This window comes from Butyrivibrio proteoclasticus B316 (assembly GCF_000145035.1).
GTDB classification, from domain to species: domain Bacteria; phylum Bacillota; class Clostridia; order Lachnospirales; family Lachnospiraceae; genus Butyrivibrio; species Butyrivibrio proteoclasticus.
In genome coordinates, this window is the sequence record NC_014387.1 from 1,634,004 (window position 1) to 1,657,361 (window position 23,358).

A 23,358-nucleotide genomic window follows, 5' to 3' on the forward strand; every position below is an offset into this window, starting at 1 on the left:
TTGGGTAAAAAAATAATTGTTGCCGGTGGCGGTGCAGCTGGAATGTGTGCTGCAATTTATGCTGCCAGAAACGGTGCTGATGTCACTATAATTGAGAAGAACACACAGCTTGGTAAGAAACTTTCCATGACCGGAAATGGAAGATGTAACTTATCAAATCTTAATATGAACGAAAAAATGTACAACCTTTCTGCAGAGAAGAGAATGAAACAGTGGTTGTCTGTTTATGGTGTCCTTGACGTTATTAATTTTTTTAAATCTCTGGGCATTGTTATCAAAAGCGAGGACGGCTATCTTTATCCCGTATCAGGGCAGGCTGGAACTGTTGTTACAGCTTTCGAAAATGAGATCAGGAGACTGGGCGTTAAGGTTATTTATGGGGAGCAGGTCAAGTCAGTTAAGATAAGCGGATCAGAACCTGATGATAAGGCACTTGATGCCAGACAGATAGAGGCTGTTCTTACAAGAGGAGCCAAAATAGACAACAAACTCGAAAAATATACTGTTGTAACAAATCTCAATTCCTATGAAGCAGACAGAGTTATTCTAGCCACCGGTTCTCTTAGCGGAGCTAAGAGTACTATGTCTACCGGTGATGGATACTATATTTGCAAACAGCTTGGTATGAATATCAAGGATACTTATCCGGCACTTGTAGGTTTTAAATGTGACCAGAATGAGCAGATGCCTGAAAACGGAGTTCGCTGTACTGCTGAGATTTCCTTTATGCTGGGTACAGAGGCACTGGCCGTTGAATATGGAGAGCTTCAGTTTACCAGAGATGGTATTTCAGGAATTCCTGTTATGCAGGCCAGCAGTAAGATTGTTAAGTTTCTTGCTGAAGGTAAACCTATATATGCTTCTATTAACTTCTTCCCTGACTATGATGACGAGGACTTTTTGTCTTTGGAAAAAGAAATGCTGAGACTTCGCGATGACAGAAGCCTTAAGGAATTTCTTAACGGTTTTTACAATAGTAATATAAATGACATGATAGTATCTCGAATGAAAATGAGTGCTTCCATGAAGATGAAGAATATTTCAGAGAGTATGGTTCTGAGCATTTTTAATGCGTACAGGAATTACAGGATCAAATTGTCAGAGAGCTATGGCTATCAGCAGGCACAGGTTACTTCCGGAGGAGTCAGCCTTGGTGATATCAAGGATGATATGGCTGTTAATGATCACCATGGAATATTTGTAATTGGAGAATTATTAGATGTTGATGGCAGGTGCGGAGGATATAATCTTCAGTGGGCTTTCACCAGCGGAAGCATAGCAGGGACTGTAGCTTCATTGTAATGGCTACGCAGAAGGTTACGATGCAAGGGGGCACCAGAGAATGTATCTCGACTCTTGCGGTGCTGGGCACGACGCAAAGCCCAAGGCTAAACCTCTGCGTGCATAGGCACTTGAGGTTTATGGTCTTTGCTCTGTAGCACCGAAATCGATTCGAGTATACATTCTTCCGGCGCAGCCACTTGTGCAAAGCCTTACGAAAGGATTAGATATGATTAGAATAAATCAGATTAAAATACAGCATGATGGGAAATATCATGATTCTAATGAATTAAGAAGTATTCTAACAAAAAAAGCTTGTAAGAGTCTTAGAATAAATGAAAAGAATATAGAGAAATTCGAGATTATCAGGCATTCCATTGACGCTAGGAAGAAGCCTGATATTTTCCATATATATATGGTGGATGTGGCGCTTAAGGGCTGCGATGAGAATGTCGTAGTTAAGAAGTGCAGAGACAAAAACGTAAGTGTAATTGCTGATAAAGGATATAGCTTTTCAGAGCAGGTTGAAATTAGAAGAAAAGTTATAGGAGAGAGTTTTACAGAAGCGGAAGCTCTCGAAAATGCTACACATGTATATGAACAAAATGGCAATGTTAATAAGGATAATAACAAAAACAGCAATAAGGTTGTAATAGTAGGCGCTGGGCCGGCAGGACTATTTTGCGGATATATGCTGGCTATGAATGGTTATAAGCCAATACTCCTTGAGAGAGGCGCAGATGTTGATGAAAGAACCAGAATTGTAGAGCATTTCTGGAAAACAGGAGAGCTTAATACATCAACAAATGTCCAGTTTGGAGAAGGAGGAGCTGGAACATTCTCAGACGGTAAGCTTAATACCATGGTCAAGGATAAGGATGGAAGAGGAAGAGAAGCGCTTAGGATATTTGTAGAAAACGGTGCTAATGAAGATATTCTTTATGAAGCCAAGCCACATATTGGAACAGATATTCTTAGAAATGTTGTCAGGAATATAAGGGAAAAGATTATAGCATGTGGAGGCGAAGTCCATTTTAACAGTCAGGTAGTTGATATACTTACAAGTGGTGACCATGTTATCGGTGTTAAGTATATGTCTTTATGCCAAAATGATGAAGACCATACTAATACTGATAATCCCGGGTCAGAACAAATAATTAAATGCAACAAAGTTGTACTTGCCATAGGACATAGTGCAAGAGATACCTTCTACATGCTAAAGGATAAGAAAGTCAATATGGAGCCCAAGCCTTTTGCGGTTGGATTTAGAGTTGAGCATCCTCAGGAGCTTATCAATTTATCGCAATATGGTCAGGAAAAGCCAGATGGACTAATGGCTGCTCCATATAAGCTTACTGCAACCACAGATGCAGGAAGAGGAGTCTATTCATTTTGCATGTGTCCCGGAGGATACGTTGTAAATGCTTCATCCGAGGAAGGCATGCTTGCTGTTAATGGAATGAGTTACAGCAGGCGTGATGGCAAAAATGCTAATTCTGCCATAATCATTACCGTTGATCCTAGAGATTTTGGCAGTGAAGATGTTTTATCAGGTGTTGAGTTCCAGAGAAGACTTGAGAAAAAGGCTTATGAACTTGGAAAAGGTAAGATTCCGGTAGAATTCTACGGAGATTTCAAAAAGGCAATTGATGTAGAAACAAAAGCGTGTGGCACCGATAAGGCTGAAAGTGATTGCAATGATGCTCATGTGATACCTCAGGTTATTGCTTTTGCTGATGGCAAGAAGAATACTCCAAATATGTGCGGAGAATATGTATTTGCTGATGTTCACACTATTCTTCCAACTGATCTTAATACAGCTTTTGTCGAGGGAATGGAAAAGTTTGGCAGGATCATAAAAGGCTATAACAGCGACGGAGCCCTTGTATCCGGTGTTGAATCAAGAACATCTTCACCTGTTCGCATAAACAGGGATGACACATGCCAGTCTGTTAATGTTCGCGGCTTGTATCCTTGTGGTGAAGGAGCTGGTTACGCAGGAGGGATCATGTCTGCTGCCATGGACGGCATGAAAGTTGCAGAGTTCATTGCAGCGCAGAATATCTAATAAATTGAGGTTAGGTCTATGAATAAAGATATAATTCCTGAGGACTATACTCTTGGGCTTGCGCTTTTTGATGCTATCCCGGTTTTCCTTTTTGGAGCTGCATGCTTATTATTATGGAGAATGACATCGAGCATACCCATTCTTATAGGTGGTATAATTTGTTTTATAGCCGGAATTCTCAAAGTCGTGTGGAAAATAATAGTAGTTGTCATGAATAAGAATATATGGCCTCTTTTTATGCAGATGAGAATAGGCATGCCTGCAGGGTTTATTTTAATAATTGCAGGAGTGGCAGTGGGGGCAATAACAGGCAGCGGAAGGGCTTTCTTTGCGGCTATGGCACATTTTATTCCCTTGGTTCTTCTTACTGTTTCATTTATTGGTTTATTTGGAATGATCATGTGTTCAAGAAAACTTGATAGTGTAAAAGCAAGCTCAAACTGGATAGAGGAGATTTGCAATACGCTTGCACAGGGAGCTTTTCTTGCTTCCATGATCGTGGCATATACATTATGAATATTGATAAAACAACAATCAGGAAAAAAATAATAGAGAAAAGAGACTCTCTTTCTAAAGAAGAAATTAGTAAAAAAAGCATGTCTATAAAGGAGAGTCTGATTGAAACCTCCGAATATTCAGAGGCTGAGAACGTTCTGATTTATGCATCTATGAGAAATGAAGTGATCACAGATGGTATTATTAAAGATGCGCTTTCCAAAGGAAAAAATGTCTTTTGCCCTAAGGTTACAGATAAAAAAAGCCGTCAAATGACATTTGTTAAGATTGAGAATCCGGATGATTTTGTCAAAGGTTATTATGGAATTCGAGAACCCTTAATTACGGATAAATCTGTAATATGTAAGGATAGCGGACTTAATAGTCTTGTTGTTATGCCTGGAGTTGTTTTTGATAGAAGCAGAAACCGTATCGGCTATGGCGGGGGCTTTTATGATACTTTTTTATCTGATCATTCCACTTTCAAAAAAATAGCTCTGGCTTTTGACTGTCAGCTGTATGAAGGCTCAGAAAATGGCAGTTCTGATGAGTTCCCCTGTGAGCTTTTGGATGAACATGATGTTAAGCCGGATAAAATAATCACAGAGTTCGAAATCATATAGAATATTTGATTCTCTCAGAAACTGTATTTTTTATATTAAGTTGTATTCTTTTTTAAAATTTACAAAAACAATTTTGAATATTCCATTTTTTATATACTCTTTCTTTCCTATAATGAGTACTGTAATCAAGTGATGAGTTTCCTAAGTCGCCTCGTCACTTAACTTAACTCATTTTGAGAAGGGAAGGGTTTTTTATTATGAAAAAGAGAATTCTTAGTACTCTTGTTTGTCTGACAGTAGCAGCTACAACCATTATGGGCTGTGGTTCACAGGCTCCATCAAATGCCGGAAGTGACACGCCTGCTGCCGAGACCAAGACAGAAGAAGCAAAGACAGAGGAAGCAAAGACAGAAGAGAAAGCCGCTGATACAACAGCAGAAGCTTCCGGGGACAAGGTTACACTTTCAATTTACACACAGTATGCAGACGACGATACAAAGGTTCCTTATGATTATGCTGTAGAGCAGCTTGCAGAGGCTTATCCAAATGTAGAATTAAACCTTATTGTACAGGCTCAGGACGATGGTCAAACGCTTAAGACTCTTGCAGCTACAGGACAGCTCCCTGATATCTATCAGGCAAGTACAGATATTATCAATACATTCCGCGAGTCAAACCAGATCATGGTACTCAACGACGTAGCTCAGTCTACAGGATTTCTTGATAAGCTTTATGATGCAAACAAGGATCTTGCTTATGCAGAAGATGGAAACATTTATGCTTTCCCATTCTCTGGACAGGAATATGTTCTTTGGTATTACAATAAAGCTCTTTTTGCTGAGAACAACCTTGAAATACCTGAGACCTATGATGATCTTCTTAACTGCATTGAAGTATTCAAGTCTAAGGGAATCACACCTCTTGCACTTTTTGGTCAGGAGGGCTGGAATACAGCTGCTGCCTATGACGTAATTGCTACCAGATATGCAGAGGGCGGAATCAAAGCTCTTGATGAGGGTAAGGCAAACATCACAGATGAAGGTTATGTAAATGCTGCCAAAAAGATGGAAGAACTCGTAGCAGCAGGCCTTTATCAGGAAGATGCTACAACAACTAATTATGACCAGGCTTCAGAGAAGTTCCTTTCAGGCCAGGCTGCTATGTTCATTAACGGACAGTGGTACATTGAGGACGCAACTAAGACACTTGGTGATGATGTTGACTGGATGTTCTACCCTGCAGAAGATGCTGCCTCCTATGAAGCTGGCAAAGCAGTATTTTCAGGCGGTGGTTCAGCTTCAGGTTTTGCAGTAAATCCTGATTCAGAAAATGCGCAGCTTGCAGCAGAGGTTGCTGAGTTCATTACAGAGAAGTACTGTGAAGCAAAGGTTATGTACAGACACAATCCACTTGTTGCTATTGATACAGGAAAAGAACCAGACTCAGAATATCCTGCAATGATGAAGAAGCTTTCAGATACACTTCCTTCTATTACAGCAACAACAAAGTTTACATGGGGACTTACAAACTCAACATTCAATGATGCAATTCAGTCAGAGTCACAGGGACTTGTTTCAGGACAGTTCTCAGCTGATGAATTTATTCAGGATATTGAAGATACAATGGAATGATATTAACTAGGGTAATAACTTTTTAGAGAAGGGTTACATAAGTGCGGGGTATGGCAGAATAAGGGGTTATATCTGCTGACCCCGCACAAAATATGTTGCAAGCTCATACTAACTAACACAGCACTAATAATGGGAGAAAAACCATGAAAAAATACATGGGAAATAAACTGGCTATATTACTATTTATATTGCCGGCACTTGTAATCTTTATCACATTTGATTTTATTCCGATCATTCAGGTATTCGCATATAGTTTTACGGATTGGAATGGTCTTACAATTCCGAATTTTACAGGACTTAAGAACTACATAGACCTGTTCACAGATAGAGTTTTCTTTACATCAAACAGAAACCAGATCATCTTTGCGATAGTAATAACCGTTTATCAGATGCTGTTTGCAACTATTTTTGCAATTACAATTTCTGATAAGAAGATGAAAGGCAGAAAATTCCTGAGAGTTGCATATTTTATTCCTGTTATCCTCTCTGTAACAGTTGTATGCCAGTTATGGAGCGCTATCTTAAGCGGAGAGGGACTTCTTAACAAACTCTTTGAAGTCGCAGGCTCTGATTTTAAGCAGAACTGGCTCGGAGACAGATACAGAGCGATTTATGTAATAGCATTTGTAAATGCCTGGCAGTGGATGGGATATCAGTTCGCTCTTATAGTAGCAGGTATCAAGTCTATCCCTTCTGATTATTATGAGGCTGCAAGAATTGATGGATGTTCAAATGTTAAGGCACATATGAAGATTACAATCCCGCTTCTTGCTGAGACTTATAAGTTCTGTCTTATCATTTCACTTACGGGTGGTATCAAGGCCTTTACTGAGATGAATATCCTGACTGGCGGAGGCCCTAACAAATCGACATTTACACTTACATATATGATGTACAATGCTGCATTTAAAAAGAGTAACTATGGATACGGCCTTTCAGCGGCGTCAATCATGGTTCTTGAATGTATGCTTGTAATGCTGGTGATCAACTTTATTTTCAGAGACAGAGACCAGAAAAAGGAAGAAGAAAAAGCAAGGAGGAAGCGCAATGCGTAAAGAAAGTTCTAATAAAACACTGCATTATATATTTGTTGCATTTTGCTGGATCTACGCGGCTTTTTCGCTGTATCCTCTGATATGGATGCTCTTTTATTCATTTAAGACCAATCAGGAAATATTTGTAACAAATCCTTTTGGTTTTCCATGGCCGTTACATTATGAAAACTATATTACAGCCTGGACCAAGTATGATGTACCTTTGTATTTCATGAACAGTTTACTTGTTTCTGTTGGAACTGTAGCTATAACTATTTTCAGTGCGCTTTTATTTTCCTATGCTACAAGCAGAATGGTATGGAAGCTTAAGACCTTCACAAGGCTCTTTTTGGGACTTGGAATGTTTATTCCGGTTCAGGCCATAATGATCCCTGTAGTTAAAGTGGTTCAGAAGTTTAATCTTATGGGGACAAGATGGTCGCTGATTTTTCCGTATATAGCTATTAACCTTGCTTTTGCATGCATGGTATACTACGGTTTCTTTAAGGGAATTCCTATGGAGCTTGAAGAGGCAGCCTGTATGGATGGAGCTAATATTTATCAGACATTTTTTATGATAATTGAGCCCCTGGTCAGACCGGCTACTGTAACACTTGTGATATACATATTTCTAAATGCCTGGAATGAATTTATTCTGGCGAATGTTGTGGTAGGAAGTATTCCGGAGCTCAAGACACTTCCTCTTGGAGTGTTGTTCTTCCAGGGAGAATTTACGACTGACTGGGGAGGAATGGGTGCAACAATGGTAATTGCTTCTTTTCCTGCAATAATTGTCTATTCAATATTCTCTGAACAGGTTGAAAGCGCAATGACTATTGGCGGCGCCGTTAAGGGATGATAATATGTTATACTAGTTAGATAAAACCTACGGAGAATAACATATTATGAATAAATCACTAAAAAAACGCATTGGTATGTCACTGTTTGGAGTTATTACATGTGCAATAAGCGTTGGCATCTTCAAGATAGCTGCACTTGGTGTTGACCCTTTTCAGTCTTTTATGGCAGGACTTGATTACCTTGTTCCAATCAAATTCGGTACTCTTTATGTGATCGCCAATGCGGTGATGTTATTATTTGCTCTTATTTTTGACAGGCATTATATCGGAATAGCAACTTTCATAAATTTGTTCCTGCTTGGTTACATTACTCAGTTTACTTATGAGTTTCTGGGTACTGTTATAGTTGAGCCGGGGATAGCTGTCAGAGTTTGCTGTCTCATTATCGGTGTTGTTATTCTTTGCTTTGGATCGGCATTTTATATGACAGCTGACCTTGGCGTGTCAACATATGATGCGGTTGCTCTTATTATTGTTAACACCTGGAAAAAAGGTAAATTTCAGTATGTCAGGATCATGACTGATCTCGTATGCATTGCTATAGGAATAGGTCTTTTCCTCATGGCCGGGGGACAGATCAGGCAGATTCCTACAATTGTTGGATTTGGCACGATCATCACTGCATTTTTTATGGGACCGCTTATTGAGTTTTTTAATGTTCATATAACAAGGCCTTTTTTGGCAAAAGAGCAAAAATAACAACTAGATGAAATATGGAAAATAAAGATTTTAATAAAATGAGCCTGAGAGACATGGAGGAGTATACTCCAAAGGGCAGGCGCTCAGGAAGAGAGCATGCCCGTAACATGTCTATCAAGTATAAGCTTGCATCAATAACAATTCTGGTGGCACTTATTCCAATGGTGGTACTGATTGTTTTGATGCTTTTTTTCTATAACAGAGCAATCATGCAAAGGGCTGACAAACAGATAGAAGAAAACATCCGTATTATGTCAGACAGACTATCTTCGGTCTTACAGAATGGCGAACTTTGTTCTAACAACCTTACTATAGAATTTGGCAGCTACTATAATGACAAGTCTATGAAACAGGTAACTAGAGATAACAAGGTGATCAGTCAACTTTCTCAGTCACTTCTCATCTATAATGGCATTACTTCAATAGTATTTATAGACAGGAATGGAGCTTTTTATTCGACTGACCCGGCCTTTTATCCTGAGAGTGTTAATATCAAGTACTCAAGTTATGTTCTTGGTCTTTCAGATGCCGGTGGCAAGACAGTAATGATGGATATTTCGGAAAATCCTTTTTACAGAGAGGGAAAAGAAGTTATTACTCTTGGCAAGCATGTACTCAGCACTGTAACAGGAACTCATTTGGGCTATCTTTTTATAAACATGAACAAGGATTACCTCATAGAAAATTCTCAAAGTGAAATAAGCTATTATTTTCTCTATGATTCCTTTGGTAATATCATGAAAAAAGAAAATGCCAATGACCATATATATGAAGATGAGGAACTTATTGAAAGCCTTCTTACGACAAAGGAGAAGCTGATAAGACACAATAATGAAACCTACCTTCTGTCCAAAAGTGCTATAGATAAATACAACATGACGGTTGTCGGCATAACCAATCTAAATAAATTCAATGTCACAGGAAGAGACCTGAAATTTATAATTCTCACAACAGGTTCTTTTACGGCAGTTTTGCTGATAATATCAGTCTGGTTTTCTGCCAATTTTGTTACTAAGCCTCTAAAAGTATTGCACGATGGAGCAGAGCAGATTGCTGAAGGAGATATGAGCGTCAGATTCAGATTCAGGACCAAGGACGAAATAGGACGTCTTGGACGAATATTTAACTACATGACGCAGAAAAACTTAGAGCTATTAAAACAGGTTGATGAGGAAGCCAAAAAGAAAAGAGAATACGAGCTTGCCCTTATTCAGGAACAGGTTAAGCCTCATTTTTTATATAATACTTTAGATATTATAATAATGCTTATTGAGATGAACCGCAGTAAAGAAGCGGCAAGGGTTACGCATAAGCTTGCAGACTATTACAAGAATTCTTTGTCGGGAAGCGAAGAGATAGTTTCTATTGAAAGAGAAATCCAGATAATAAGGGACTATCTTGATCTTCAGACTATGCGTTATGGAGATAAATTTACCTACGAAATAGATATAAGTCAGGATATTTGTGATTCAAAGATTCCCAAGATGACGCTACAGCCGCTAGTAGAAAATGCTATTTATCATGGGATTAAGAATAAGTCTGGGAAAGGAAAAATCTGCGTAGCTGGAAAACATGCAGGAAGCACTGTTGAACTTACTGTTACGGACGATGGAATTGGAATACCTGAGACTGAACTTATGAAATTAAATGATATTCTTGGCAAGGATGAAGGTTTTGACAGCGAAGAGAAGAAAATGGCCAAGGAAGCAGAAATAACTGACCATGACTCTATAAAGGGTGGAAGCCATTTTGGGCTTTATAGCGTTGCCAAGAGAATAAGATTATATTTTGGAAAAGAGTATGGCGCGAAAATCATAAGTAATGAAAATGAAGGAACTACTATAGTTATAACACTGCCATTCGGAGAATAAAAAGTGATACGTATAATGATTGTTGATGATATGCCTATTTTTCTTGAATACTTAAGAGGCTGTATTGATTGGAATTCTTATGGCTTTGAAATTTGCTGTGAAGCTCATGATGGAAAAGAGGCACTTGATAAAATAGAAGAGTTTTATCCTGATGTAGTACTTACCGATATTACTATGCCTTATATAAACGGGCTTGAGCTTGCAGAGCGCATTACCAGGGATTATCCTGCTATTTCTGTGATCCTGATAACAGGTAATAATGAGTTTGAATATGCCAGAAAGGCTGTTAAACTTGGTGTCTGTGACTATATAGTCAAGCCTTTTGAAAAAGAGGAGCTTATCCTTTCACTTTTAAAGCTACAGGATAATATAGGAAAAGTAGTAGAAAGTACAGATAATCAAAAGGATGAGCACAGCGAAGAACTAAGAGCGCTGATATATGCGGGACTTCACGATGACAGTGGGGCGATAGAACTAGAGAAAAAGGTATTTGGTGATAATGATGCAAAAGGCGGATACCTTCTGGCCCTTATAAGATTTGATGCTAAAGCCTTTGCAGGCAAAGAGACAGATTCCAGAGAACAGCTTATAAACTGGGAAAACCTTATTGCCAGAATGCTTGCGGATAAACTTGATATCGATGGCAAATTCAGCATCTTCCATGACTTTGAAAACAATATTGTCACGCTAATGAGATTTGACAATGAAGCCGATATATATAGTTACAAGGGTTATGAATTTGCTGATATAATTCAGATAGTCAAAAATCAATTGGGTATAGGCAGTGCGATAGCTCTTTCTCCTGCACAGACAATGCTTGATGTCAAAAAAGCTTATGAAAGAGCACTTGGCTTTTTGGCAGAAAAGGAATATGGACAGCTATGGGATATCAGGAGCAGCAAGGATAATATTTCGTATTCATCACTTGATGCCATCATCAGGCTTAATAAAGATATTGAGACGCTTCAGGCAGATGATGCAGAAAAAGCTCTTAATGATATGTGGGAGAAGCTAAACAGGAACAAGGATGCTGCTGATACAACAATATCGATTACTGATATGAATCTTTTTACCAGCGCCATAAGCATACTCATGACCAATATTATCAGTAGCGGTTTTTCTATTGATAAGATATATGGGGAAGGGTTCTTGCCTGAAAAATTCATGGCGGATGCAACTTCTTCTGAGGAAATGAAAGACAATGTCATTTTTTTGTATCGGAAGAGGATTGAATTCGAGAAGGGCAAGAAACAGTCTAAAGCCTATGACATTGCAAATGCAGCCAGGCTGTATATAGAAGAAAACTATGCAGACAGTAATCTGGCTATTTCTGATATTTCAGAAAAGCTTTGCGTGAACCAGACTTATCTTCGCAAAATGTTTAAAAGTGAAATGAACATGACGTTGACAGAGTATATTACCCAGTATCGTATGCAGAAGGCCAAACATCTTTTATCTTCTTCTGATGAAAAATTGCAGACAATTGCAGAAAAAGTCGGCTATAATGATGTAAGTTATTTCTCTAATGTATTTAAGAAGTATTATGGGGGATCACCTAGAAGCATGAGTAAAGAAAGCAGATAATTTTTTTACTGTCGAAAGGAGAATCTGCCATGGCTATGAATAATACTGAGTTTCAGGAATATCTGAAAAAAACTTTGGAAGAGCAAAAAGATATCTACATTCCTGTAAACTCAAGCTTTATTGAGAAAATAATTGTTCATAATGCTAAATGTACAGATATTCATCCAAATCCTGATGATGAGTTTTGTTATCCTGATGTAGGCCCCAGTTATCGTATTATGGGCGAATATGAACGGAATATCAGGGAAAAAATGAATGTTAACAGGATTCCTGTTATCGAGCCTCTCATTGTCATGAAAACTCACCCTAAGGGATATATGCTAGTAAACGGGCATCATAGATGGGGCGCGGCTATTAAAGTTGGCGTTAAAAGAATGCCTGTCAAAGTCATCAATATGATGCTTGAAGAGGATATTAAGAACTTACTTGAGAGGTCGGATCATGACAAGCGTGTTACACTTGATCTTGATGAAGTAGTGTTCCGCTCGCCTTATGATGAATTTGTTGAAAAGACAAAGGGTGTTATCGCCAGGAAAACACAGAAAAGAATACGACTTGGTGTTCCGGCTCTGTTTAGATATTTGAAGACTCATGGCTATGACATTTGGGTTTACTCGTCAAATTATTATTCCATAGATACCATACAACTTATGTTTAGAAGATATTCTGTTCATGTGGACGGAATTATATGCGGAAACGGTAAAAAGGGATTATATGATTCTAATAAGTCATCTTCTATAAATGAACTTATTGCAAATAAGTACAAAACTACAGTTCATATAGATAACGATTCAATTGTTATAACAAAGGGGAAGGAAAGTCAGTTTGAAGAGTTTGAAATAAGGGATGCAGATGAACTGTGGTCCAAGGATTTGATACAGGTATTTGAAAGAATTGATAATAATGATGATCAGTGAGGAGAAGAGGGTATGGAATTAGTAGAGATCTGCAGGAGAGCCAAAGACGTTAAGTATGAAGTACAGAAGCTGAGCACACAGGCCAAGAATAAGGCGCTGATCAGCGTGGCAGATGCACTTGTAAAGAGAACCGATTTTATTATTGAAGCCAATAGAAAAGACTATGACAATGGCCTTTCTAATGGAATGCATCAGGGAATGCTGGACAGGCTTAAACTTGACGGAAAACGTATTGAAGCCATGGCAGAGGGACTTAGACAGGTTGCTGAGCTTGAAGATCCTATCGGAACAGAAATAGAGCACTTTGTAAGGCCAAATGGACTTGAAATTTCCAAGGTAAGAGTTCCGTTTGGCGTAATCGGAATAATATACGAATCAAGGCCAAATGTTACTGCAGATGCTTTCGGACTTACCTTTAAATCCGGAAACGCTGTAATCCTAAAGGGCGGAAGTGATGCAATAAATTCTAATATTGCTATTACAACTGTCATAAGAGATGCGCTAAAAGAAGAGAACATTAATCCAGATGCGGTTCAGTTAATAGAAGCCACAGACAGGGCTGTCACTACACAGTTCATGCAGATGAAGGAATATGTTGATGTTCTGATTCCCAGAGGAAGCGCGAGACTTATAAGCGCAGTAGTTGAAAACTCAACTATTCCTGTAATTGAAACAGGTACAGGAAACTGTCATATATATGTAGATAAGGATGCAGATCTGGATAAAGCCATCCCTATCATCATCAACGCCAAAACCCAGAGAATTGGCGTTTGTAATGCTGCAGAATCCCTTGTCGTTCACAAGGACATCAAAGATAAGTTTCTGCCATTATTTGGCGCTGCAATGAAAGAGAAGAATGTAGAAGTAAGAGCTGATGCTGCTGCGAGAGAAATTCTTACTGGAGCTGTTCCTGCAAATGAAGAAGACTTTGGAAAAGAGTATCTTGACTACATCATCTCTGTTAAAACTGTATCTGATGTTTCAGAGGCTATTTCACATATCAACAAATATAATACAGGACATTCAGAAGCTATCATTACTGAAAATGAAGAGACAGCCAAAAAGTTTTTGAATGAAGTTGACGCAGCATGCGTTTATGTTAATGCCTCTACCAGGTTTACAGATGGCTTTGAATTTGGCTTTGGTGCCGAAATCGGAATCAGTACACAAAAGCTCCATGCCAGAGGACCAATGGGACTTAAGGAGCTTACTTCTTATAAATACAGAATAGTGGGAAATGGCCAGATAAGGGGCTGAATGTGATTTTTTGGGTGGAAATCACAGAGCAAAAATAGTAAGATAAAAAATGCAGTAAAATTTTTGAAATTGGGGTTTGTTGGGAATATGGCAATAACAACTAATGAAGAGCTTCTTGTGGCCAGAAAGCTCATTATTGAGGTATCAAGGCAATTACATGATGCAGGCCTTTTAGTTCGTACATGGGGTAACATCAGCCAGAGGGTTGATGATAGTTCTTTTCTTATCACACCAAGCGGAATTAAATACGAAGATCTTACACCTGAGATGATCGTTAAGGTGAACATTAATGATTTATCTTATGAAGGGGATGTGCTACCTTCAAGTGAGAAGGCTGTACATGCCGCCTGCTATAAGGCTCGTCCGGATGTAGATTTTATTGTTCACACGCATCAGGTTTATGCTTCATGCGTCGGAACGCTTGGTCTTAAGAAGGTTCTTACTTACTTTGATGATACAGATGTAGTTATTCCGGTGGCACCTTATGCACTTCCAGGTACTGAGAAACTGGCAACTAATGTAGCTGAAACTATTAAGAAATTTCCTGATGCTAACGGCCTTATAATGGCCAATCACGGAACTATCTGTATGGGAGCAACAGCTGATGATGCAGTATTTGAAGCCAAGAAAATGGAAGTTGCAAGTCACAATTTTCTTGTTGATGTTTGTAAGACTGACATGACTCATGGAGTTTGTACCGGCTATAACAGTCATCTTGAAAACGGCGTTATAGTATACGACAGCCCTGATACACCAATCAGGGTAAAAGAGATTCATGAGAAAATCTACAAGAGACGACCTGACGTTAAATATATAGTCCACAATAAGTCGGAAGCTGTAATGACTGTATCTCGAAGAGCAAGTCATATGAGACCTCTTCTTGATGATTTTGCCCAGCTTATCGGATATAGCGTTAAGGTTCCGAGCAATGAGCATGGCAAGGATGGACAGAGCTATCATAATATCAGGAAAAATGTTAATGCAGTTTTTTCGCTTAACGATGGTGCTTATTGTGTCGGTTCAACCTATGATGATGCAATGGCAGTAGCAATCGTGCTTGATAAGGGCTGCATAGCATACATTGCTGTTATGCGTAATGGAGAAGGACATTATCTTTCATTCTGGGAGAGTTACAAGATGAATAGGCATTATAGGAAGTCCTATTCCAAGCTTGCGGATAAAAAAGGTAATTGATCAATGTATAAAAAAACTCAGATAGTACTTATAACTGTAATTTTTGCCCTACTGGTAATTATTCCTGTAGGGTTTTTAATTATGTCTTTCAATAATGATACAGAAGATATAGCTGATACCGACAATAGTTCTATTTTTCAGTCTGTATCAAATCTGGAAGCCCTGGATCTTGGGCTTATAGATGGAGATGAACTAAGACAGGAAAATGGAATAGAAGAAAAGAGTACAGGGGAGAATACTATTTCAGAGCCGGAGGATATCGCGGTTTATATTTCTCTTCGTTCAATCCGTGATGACCTTAAGATCAAGCTGTTAAATGCATCTTCTGATAAACTTATACCGGATGTAAATTTTACAGTTACAGTTAAGAGTAGTAATAAGACAATGGATTATACTGATTCTGATAAGGATGGAATTATCTATATTCCATATGTTGAAGCAGGAGATTACACTGTTTTCCTTTCAGACATAACTTCAGACAATAAAAATTATCACGCAGATAAATCACAGACAATTACTGTCTCTGATTCTATTGAATATGCCAAAGTTGATATTAAGGATGAGATCAAGGATGAATCTCAGATCAATGTCGCAGAGGAAGATACTAAGGTTCAGGACGCAGATCAGACTACTGACATATCGGTAAGTACTGATAAGGGCAATAGCCAGGCAGAGACTGCGCCTGCTACAGAACTTCAGGAGGATGATCTGTCAGAGGATGCAGAGGATCTTCTTGCACAGATAGAAGCTGAAACTGCGGCTGCAGAGAATTCTAAATCTGATTATAAGGGAGCTGAAGGTGGAACAATTACAGCACCAGCGCCTGCAACTGCACCTGCGATAGCTTCAGACCCTCAATATATAGCAGCTCATAGCGGCTCTAAGGGCATAGATGTATCCAAACACAATGGAACTATAGATTGGAATGCCGTAAAAAATGATGGAGTTGATTTTGCCATCATAAGATGTGGGTATAGAGGATCAAGCTCAGGGGCCCTTGTAATAGATCCGCTTTATTATACTAATATGGCCGGAGCACAGAGTGCCGGTATTAGTACAGGAGTGTACTTTTTTACACAGGCTGTTAATGAAGCAGAGGCTGTAGAAGAGGCGTCAATGGTTCTGGAACTGCTAAGCGGATACAGCTTGCAGATGCCGGTGTATCTGGATGTGGAGAAGAGCAACGGAAGAGGAGATGCTATCAGTGTTGAAGAGAGAAATGCTGTGTGCAGAGCATTCCTTTCTACAATAAAAAATGCCGGATATACTACCGGCATTTACTCAAATAAGCTGTGGTTTGAGAATAGGATCAGTACTGCATCCTTTCTGGATAATCAGATATGGCTTGCTCAGTATGTAGATATTCCGACTTATGGAGCAACCAGATACGATATGTGGCAGTATACCTCAAAGGGACATGTCGCTGGAATAAGTGGAAATGTTGACATGAATGTACTTAAATAAAAAAGCGAGTAGAAAAATAACTGTTTTTCTACTCGCTTATTATTAATAATCTGCGGATTTTACTTCCATCCATGCGTCATTATAGAGTCTGTCTGCGTCATAGCCCAGATATTTGTAGGACTCAGTAGGAAATGAATCAAGGTCGGGGAATGCCACCTTGGAATTTCTGATGTCTTCATCCTCGATATTATCTTTAGCTACTTCATTAGGAGTGGAGTAGGTGATGTACTCGAAATTCTTGAGAGCTATATCACCTCTGCACATGAAATCAATCCATTTTTCAGCGTTTTCTGCATTTTTTGATTCTTTGGTGATAACCCATGAATCAATCCAGACATTTGTTCCTTCCTTGGGAACTACATATACAAGATCAGGGTTCTCTCTTGCAGTATAAATAGCTTCTCCTGAATAGATAACTCCAAGGGCTGCCTCACCGCCAATCATTTTATCTCTGACCTGGTCGACAACGTAGGCCTGAACCAGAGGCTTTTGCTTAATGAGATCATCAGTTGCTATTTGAATCTCGGAAGGATCTGTAGTGTTTAATGAATATCCATTTTTGAGAAGAGCAACCATCATGGCATCTCTGACAGAATCCTGCATCAGTATTTGACCGTTGTATTTTGAATCCCAGAGAATATCCCAACTGTCTACTACATCATCTACCATAGTCTTGTTATAGAGAATACCAACAGTTCCCCAACAATAGGGTACTGAATATTTGTTTTCCGGATCAAAATCTCTGGACTGTTCGTAATACTGGCTTCCGATATTTACAGAATTAGGGATATTGTCAAAGTTAAGCTCTTTTAACATGTCGTTTTCAATAAGCTTTTGAATCATGTAATCGGAAGGACAAACTACATCGTAAGCAGAATTATCCTGGGCCAGTTTGGCATACATGATCTCATTGGTCTCGAACATATCGTAGATAACATCTATTCCGTATTCTTCCTCAAATTGGCTTATTACATCCTCATCAATATATTCACCCCAGTTATAAACATAGAGTTTACCATTGGGATATTTAGTATAATCACTCTTCTCGCAGCCGGTGAGAATCTGAGTTAAAATCGCTGCTGTCAAAAGACATGATACAATTCCTTTTCTCATTTTATTTCTCCTTAGTCTTTGCCTGTGGTGCTCTGTATACAATCATGAGAAGAACTAGTACTACTATGAAGATAAGGGCAGAGAGGGCATAGATTTCAGGCTGAATGCCTCGTTTTACTTCGTTATATATAAGTGTTGACAATGTTTCAAAACCTGAGCCTTTTGTAAAATAGGTAATGATAAAGTCATCAAGTGACATGGTAAAGGCCATCAGTGCACCTGATATAATACCGGGTACAAGGTCGGGCAGAATAGTCTTAATAAAGGCGTAGGGTCTTGAAGCTCCAAGATCAAGTGCTGCCTCATAAACATAGAAATTTATGTTCTTGACCCTTGGCATAACGCTCAGCATTACAAAAGGAATGTTAAAAGTTATATGAGCCAGTAGAATAGTAGTAAATCCTGAACTGATGTGAAGGAACCTGAATAACAGCATCAGGGAAATACCGGTTACTATATCTGCATTGATCATTGGAATATTGGTTATACCCATGATTGCTGATCTTATTTTGGATGATAAGCCAATCATAGCAATGCAGGTAAAGGTTCCAATGATGGTAGAAAAGACTGTGGCAAGTACTGCAATCGACAGAGTATTAAATAGCGCGCTTGCAACAGCTTCGTCAGATAAGAGGTTTATGTACCAGTTCAGCGTAAAACCGCCCCATTTTGCTCTCGATTTGCTGGAATTAAATGACAGCACAATGAGAGTCAGGATAGGAGCGTACATGAAGATCAGGATAATGGCAAGATAAATTCTCTCCAGAACTTTTTTCATCTTAGTTGTTTCCTCCATTATCTGATAAGTTTTCTATTATCATGTTTAGAATGATAAAGATCATTAGCACTATAGAAAGGCCGCTTCCAAGGTGCCAGTCATAGAGCTGAGTGAATTCCTGTTCAATAATGTTGCCGATCAACAGAATCTTTGATCCTCCAAGCATTGTAGAAATAGCAAAAGTTGTCAGAGCAGGAATAAATACCATTGTGATTCCGCTGAGAATACCGGGCATTGAAAGAGGAAGTGTAATCCTAAGGAATGTCTGCACTGTTCCGGCGCCCAGGTCCCTTGCGGCATTTATAACATTTTCATCAATTCTGTTAAGGGCATTATAAATAGGCAGGATCATGAATGGCAGGAAATTGTATACCATACCAAGGACGATCGCACTGTTTGTATTAATAATGTTAAGTGTAGGAAGGTGCATGAATTCAAGAACTGTATTTATCACACCTTTTCCTTCAAGCAGAGTCATCCATGTAAGTGTCCTTAATAAAAAGTTCATCCACATAGGAAGAATGAATAAAGTGACTATATATGCATTCTTTTTAAGTTTCATGGATGCAAGTATCATTCCAAGAGGATAGGACAGCAAAAAGCACACCAGTGTGCTGATGATCGCAAGGATGATCGATCTTTTAAGCGCCTTGAGGTAACCGGGCTTAATAATAGTGGCTATATTATCTAAAGTAAAAGCACCATCTGAATTAGTAAGGCCATAGTAAAAGACCATGCACAGTGGTACAACTATGAAAATGATTGCCCAGGCAATATATGGAGAAGCCATAAGGCCTGCGCTTTTTCTTGTTTTAAACAGTTTCACTTATTGCCTCCTCATCCTCAGAAGCAGGAACATTCATTATCTGAATATTAAAAGGATCAACCTTAATGCCGACATGGCTGCCAACTTCAGAAAGTCTGGTTGAATGAACAAGCCATTCATATCCATTTGCCTGTACATCCATCTCGTAATGGACACCCTTGAAGGTAAGATCTGTTACTACGCCGCTTATAGTACCGGCCTCAGGGGCAACAAGTTCTACATCTTCAGGACGTATTACTACATCGACAGGCTTATTTTCACCAAATCCCTTATCTACACAGGCAAATTTGGCGCCAAGAATATCAACAAGTTCATCTCTTATCATTGTAGATCTGATGATGTTGCTATCACCGATAAAGTCAGCAACAAAGGCGTTTTCAGGCTCATTATAAATTGTCTCAGGAGATCCCTCCTGCTGAATGTACCCTTGATTCATTACAACAATGTGGTCAGACATGGTGAGGGCCTCTTCCTGATCGTGTGTTACATATATGAAAGTAATGCCAAGCTCGTCCTTGAGCCTTTTTAGCTCGTACTGCATGTCCTGGCGCATCTTGAGATCCAGTGCGCCAAGCGGCTCATCAAGTAATAAAACCTTTGGCTCATTGACAATGGCTCTGGCTATGGCAATTCTCTGTTGCTGACCACCTGATAATGAATCGGGCATTCTGTTCTCAAAGCCTTCAAGATTGACAAGCTTTAAGGCATATTTGATCTTATCCTTGATATAGCTGTCTGATTTATTCTTGATCTTAAGACCAAAAGCAATATTCTCAGCAATTGTCATATGTGTAAAAAGAGCATATTTTTGAAATACAGTATTGAGTTGTCTTTTATTAGGCGCAAGATTTGTGATATCCTGACCGTCGAAAATAACACGTCCCTGATCAGGCTTTTCAAATCCTCCAATGATCCTGAGTGTGGTAGTTTTGCCACAGCCACTTGGACCTAACAGGGTAACAAAAGAATTTTCGTAAATCGAAAGACTCAGGTCATCAAGTATCATCTGACCGTCGTATGATTTGGAAATATGTTCAAGAGTAATAAGGTCTTTGCTCATTGTTTGTAGTACTCCTACTTATATTTATATTTATTCAATCTACTTTATTGTAATAAAGAATAATGCAGAGTCAAATACTTTTTATATTTAAAGTTTCAAACTGGTGTGATAAAATGTGAAATATATAGGATAGTTCTAGGAGGAAGGCTAACAATGGCTGGAAAAGATAAATATGTTGCTTATGTGTCTAGTTATACATCAGGTCTTGGCACTAAGTATGGAATCAGAATCTACGATGTAGATCTTAAGAATGGAAGACTCACTGAGAAGCAGAAGGTTGAGATTACCAATTCATCATATATAGGTATTTCCCACGACAATAAGACTTTATATTCAATCACGGATGCTGGTGTTGAATCATATCATATTCTTGAGGACGGAAGCCTAGAGTTTCTTAATGAAGCGTCTATCAACGGTATGAGAGGATGTTATCTCAACGAGGATCAGACTGACAATTTCCTTGTAACAGCCGGATATCATGACGGTAAGGTTACAATCCTCAGACTTAACGATGATGGCAGTATCGGTGAAATTACTGATGAGAGATACCACAAGGGACTTGGAACTGCAGCAGGACGTAACCATGTTCCTCATGTTCAGTGCATCAAGGTGTCCAAGGATAATAAATATCTTCTTGCGGCTGATCTTGGTATGGACAGAGTTAATGTTTATTCACTTGATCATGAAACCGGTAAGATCAAAGAGGTTGATGTGATCCACTGTGATCAGGAATCATCTCCGAGACATATGCAGTTCTCCAAGGAAGGCAAATTCCTTTATGTATGCCTTGAGCAGAAATGTGCTATAGAAGTTTATGAATATGTAGATAATAATGGAGACCCTGAGTTTAACAAGATCCAGTCTGTTTCCAATTCAGCAGAGTCAGATTCTATCGGTGTTGCAAGTTCAGCGCTTACTTTCTCTGAGGATTACAACTACCTTGTAAGCTCCACAGCTGGAGAGAACAATGTTCTTGTATATAAAGTAGACAAAGAGACAGGTCTTTTAACAGAGAAGATTTGCCTTCCTGTCGCAGGAGAGTATCCTAAGGATGCAGCTCTTTTCCCTGATAACAAGCATCTTGTTTCACTGAATCATGAGTCAGATTCAATGACATTCTTTACAGTAGATATGGATAAGGGCACAATGGTCATGAATGGACCGGAGATGCCAATTTCAAGACCTAACTGTATTGTGTTCCACAAACTTGAAGGCTGATGCAAAATATATATTGATAATGTTCAGAAACTGTAGCACTATTTTACATTCCTTAAACGAGATATAGCAAAAAAGAAAACTCTTTCCACTAATATATCCTGAAAATTGGTGGGAGAGTTTTCTTTTTCTTTTTATTTGTTGTTTCTATAAAAACTAATTATATTCTCGGATTTGGCTGACATGTTGGATATCATCAGATCAAGTATAGCGTGAGCACACATGGTTTCTACTACTACAACAGCTCTTGGAACTACTACGGGGTCATGCCTTCCCTTAATGTTAATTTCTATGTTGTTGCCTGACTTATTTATTGTATGCTGGGTTCTTGCAATGCTGGGAGTAGGCTTTACATAGGCCCTTAAAACTATATCGCTTCCATCAGAGATTCCGCCAAGTATTCCGCCTGAGTGATTTGTTTCTTTGACAATATTGCCTTTTGATATACTAAAGGCATCATTATTATCAGAGCCGTAATAAGATGATACCCTTGTTCCGTCTCCAATCTCGACGGCCTTCACAGCGCCGATACTCATAACACTTCTTGCAAGGATAGCATCAAGCTTATCAAAAACAGGTTCGCCTACACCTGCGGGGACTCCCTTAATACAACATTCAATTACTCCTCCCAGAGAATCCTGATCGCTACGTGCCTGTGAAATCAGATCCATTGCTTTTTGATCAGCCTCTGAATCAGGCATTGCTGTAGGATTCTGAGCTATCGCATCTTTATCAAACTTGGAATAATCTATCTCTACGGATCCTATGGCTTTTGTATATGCACAAACAGATATACCCATCTGACCAAGAAGCTTTTCACAAAGCGCGCCTGCAGCAACACGACCTATAGTTTCACGACCTGACGATCTGCCGCCACCTCTGTAATCTCTAAATCCATACTTGGTATCAAAGCCGTAATCAGCATGCCCTGGTCTGTAATACTCTGCAATCTCACTATAGTCTGAAGATTTCTGAGAAGTGTTTCTTACAAGCATTGATATGGGAGTTCCTGTTGTCTTGCCTTCAAAAACGCCTGACATTATCTCGACAAGGTCGTCTTCTTTACGAGGTGTGGTAGCAGAGGAAGTACCTGGCTTTCTTCTGTCCAAAAATTTCTGTATGTCCTCCTCACACAACTCCATACCTGCCGGAAAACCGTCTACAACTACACCGAGGGCTTTCCCATGTGATTCGCCCCATGTTGAGATTTGAATGTTTTTACCTATGATAGATCCTGACATATACGGCCTCTTTTCTCTTATAATCTAGTAATCATCACTTATTCTATCATATGTTATATCCAATAAGAATCAAATTTGAAATAATAATGAGGCGTGTACGATGATTTATAAGAGTGAATTATTATCAAAAAAATAGTGAATTTTCTGTGAAAACGTTATATAATCAAATTTGTAATTCTATTTTAGTGCACAATATCTGAAATAAGA

General features: G+C 38.9%; 20 protein-coding genes. 15 read left to right on the plus strand and 5 right to left on the minus strand.

Features of this window, described 5'->3' with window-relative positions:
* From BPR_RS06685 to BPR_RS19740, 14 genes are all read left to right on the plus strand, one after another.
* The gene (locus tag BPR_RS06685) at positions 1-1,302 is read left to right on the plus strand and encodes an aminoacetone oxidase family FAD-binding enzyme (protein ID WP_013280705.1); all 1,302 of its coding nucleotides are present in this window, start codon (positions 1-3) and stop codon (positions 1,300-1,302) included.
* Positions 1,303-1,510: 208 nt separating this feature from the next.
* A complete protein-coding gene (locus tag BPR_RS06690) occupies positions 1,511-3,349 on the plus strand; it encodes an NAD(P)/FAD-dependent oxidoreductase (protein ID WP_013280706.1) in 1,839 nt (612 codons plus the stop codon).
* 18 nt (positions 3,350-3,367) lie between these two features.
* On the plus strand, positions 3,368-3,865 hold the full coding sequence (locus tag BPR_RS06695) for a hypothetical protein (RefSeq protein ID WP_013280707.1): 498 nt from the start codon (positions 3,368-3,370) through the stop codon (positions 3,863-3,865).
* Positions 3,862-4,467: a 5-formyltetrahydrofolate cyclo-ligase gene (locus tag BPR_RS06700; protein ID WP_013280708.1), complete on the plus strand. Its 606-nt coding sequence runs from the start codon at positions 3,862-3,864 to the stop codon at positions 4,465-4,467. The genes BPR_RS06695 and BPR_RS06700 overlap by 4 nt, the downstream gene beginning before the upstream one ends.
* Positions 4,468-4,664: 197 nt before the next feature.
* Entirely contained in the window at positions 4,665-6,038 is a 1,374-nt protein-coding gene (locus BPR_RS06705) for an ABC transporter substrate-binding protein (protein ID WP_013280709.1), read from the plus strand.
* A gap of 143 nt (positions 6,039-6,181) precedes the next feature.
* Positions 6,182-7,093 carry a carbohydrate ABC transporter permease gene (locus BPR_RS06710; protein WP_013280710.1) on the plus strand — a complete coding sequence of 304 codons (912 nt, stop codon included), beginning with the start codon at positions 6,182-6,184 and terminating at the stop codon, positions 7,091-7,093.
* Positions 7,086-7,931, plus strand: a complete 846-nt coding sequence (locus BPR_RS06715) for a carbohydrate ABC transporter permease (protein WP_013280711.1) — start codon at positions 7,086-7,088, stop codon at positions 7,929-7,931. Before BPR_RS06710 ends, BPR_RS06715 begins: the two co-directional genes overlap by 8 nt.
* Positions 7,932-7,977: 46 nt before the next feature.
* Entirely contained in the window at positions 7,978-8,631 is a 654-nt protein-coding gene (locus BPR_RS06720; protein WP_013280712.1) for a YczE/YyaS/YitT family protein, read from the plus strand.
* A 14-nt stretch (positions 8,632-8,645) separates the two neighbouring features.
* Positions 8,646-10,502: a cache domain-containing sensor histidine kinase gene (locus tag BPR_RS06725; RefSeq protein WP_013280713.1), complete on the plus strand. Its 1,857-nt coding sequence runs from the start codon at positions 8,646-8,648 to the stop codon at positions 10,500-10,502.
* Between the two features lie 3 nt (positions 10,503-10,505).
* A complete protein-coding gene (locus BPR_RS06730; protein WP_013280714.1) occupies positions 10,506-12,086 on the plus strand; it encodes a response regulator transcription factor in 1,581 nt (526 codons plus the stop codon).
* A gap of 29 nt (positions 12,087-12,115) precedes the next feature.
* Positions 12,116-13,003 carry a ParB/RepB/Spo0J family partition protein gene (locus BPR_RS06735; RefSeq protein WP_013280715.1) on the plus strand — a complete coding sequence of 296 codons (888 nt, stop codon included), beginning with the start codon at positions 12,116-12,118 and terminating at the stop codon, positions 13,001-13,003.
* A 12-nt stretch (positions 13,004-13,015) separates the two neighbouring features.
* On the plus strand, positions 13,016-14,260 hold the full coding sequence (locus BPR_RS06740; RefSeq protein WP_013280716.1) for a glutamate-5-semialdehyde dehydrogenase: 1,245 nt from the start codon (positions 13,016-13,018) through the stop codon (positions 14,258-14,260).
* 87 nt (positions 14,261-14,347) lie between these two features.
* Positions 14,348-15,454, plus strand: coding sequence for a class II aldolase/adducin family protein (locus BPR_RS19735; RefSeq protein WP_013280717.1), 1,107 nt, complete (start codon positions 14,348-14,350; stop codon positions 15,452-15,454).
* An 81-nt stretch (positions 15,455-15,535) separates the two neighbouring features.
* On the plus strand, positions 15,536-16,918 hold the full coding sequence (locus BPR_RS19740) for a glycoside hydrolase family 25 protein (protein ID WP_167531155.1): 1,383 nt from the start codon (positions 15,536-15,538) through the stop codon (positions 16,916-16,918).
* A gap of 42 nt (positions 16,919-16,960) precedes the next feature.
* On the opposite strand, the gene BPR_RS06755 is transcribed toward BPR_RS19740, so the two are convergent.
* Genes BPR_RS06755 through BPR_RS06770 form a run of 4 tightly spaced genes read right to left on the minus strand, consistent with a single transcriptional unit; the run spans position 16,961 to position 20,695 of the window.
* Positions 16,961-18,031, minus strand: a complete 1,071-nt coding sequence (locus tag BPR_RS06755; protein ID WP_013280719.1) for an ABC transporter substrate-binding protein — start codon at positions 18,029-18,031, stop codon at positions 16,961-16,963.
* A 1-nt stretch (position 18,032) separates the two neighbouring features.
* Positions 18,033-18,809 (minus strand): ABC transporter permease, encoded by a 777-nt coding sequence (locus BPR_RS06760; RefSeq protein WP_013280720.1) that lies wholly within the window; start codon positions 18,807-18,809, stop codon positions 18,033-18,035.
* Position 18,810: 1 nt separating this feature from the next.
* Entirely contained in the window at positions 18,811-19,599 is a 789-nt protein-coding gene (locus tag BPR_RS06765) for an ABC transporter permease (RefSeq protein ID WP_042257719.1), read from the minus strand.
* A gap of 22 nt (positions 19,600-19,621) precedes the next feature.
* Complete coding sequence (locus tag BPR_RS06770; protein WP_013280722.1) at positions 19,622-20,695, minus strand: ABC transporter ATP-binding protein; 1,074 nt, start codon at positions 20,693-20,695, stop codon at positions 19,622-19,624.
* A 153-nt stretch (positions 20,696-20,848) separates the two neighbouring features.
* Here BPR_RS06770 and BPR_RS06775 point away from each other — a divergent pair, with 153 nt between their 5' ends.
* Entirely contained in the window at positions 20,849-21,913 is a 1,065-nt protein-coding gene (locus tag BPR_RS06775; RefSeq protein WP_013280723.1) for a lactonase family protein, read from the plus strand.
* 131 nt (positions 21,914-22,044) lie between these two features.
* Here the strand turns inward: BPR_RS06775 and aroC are convergent, their stop codons facing one another.
* Complete coding sequence (gene aroC / locus BPR_RS06780) at positions 22,045-23,151, minus strand: chorismate synthase (protein WP_013280724.1); 1,107 nt, start codon at positions 23,149-23,151, stop codon at positions 22,045-22,047.
* Between the last annotated feature and the right edge of the window lie 207 nt (positions 23,152-23,358).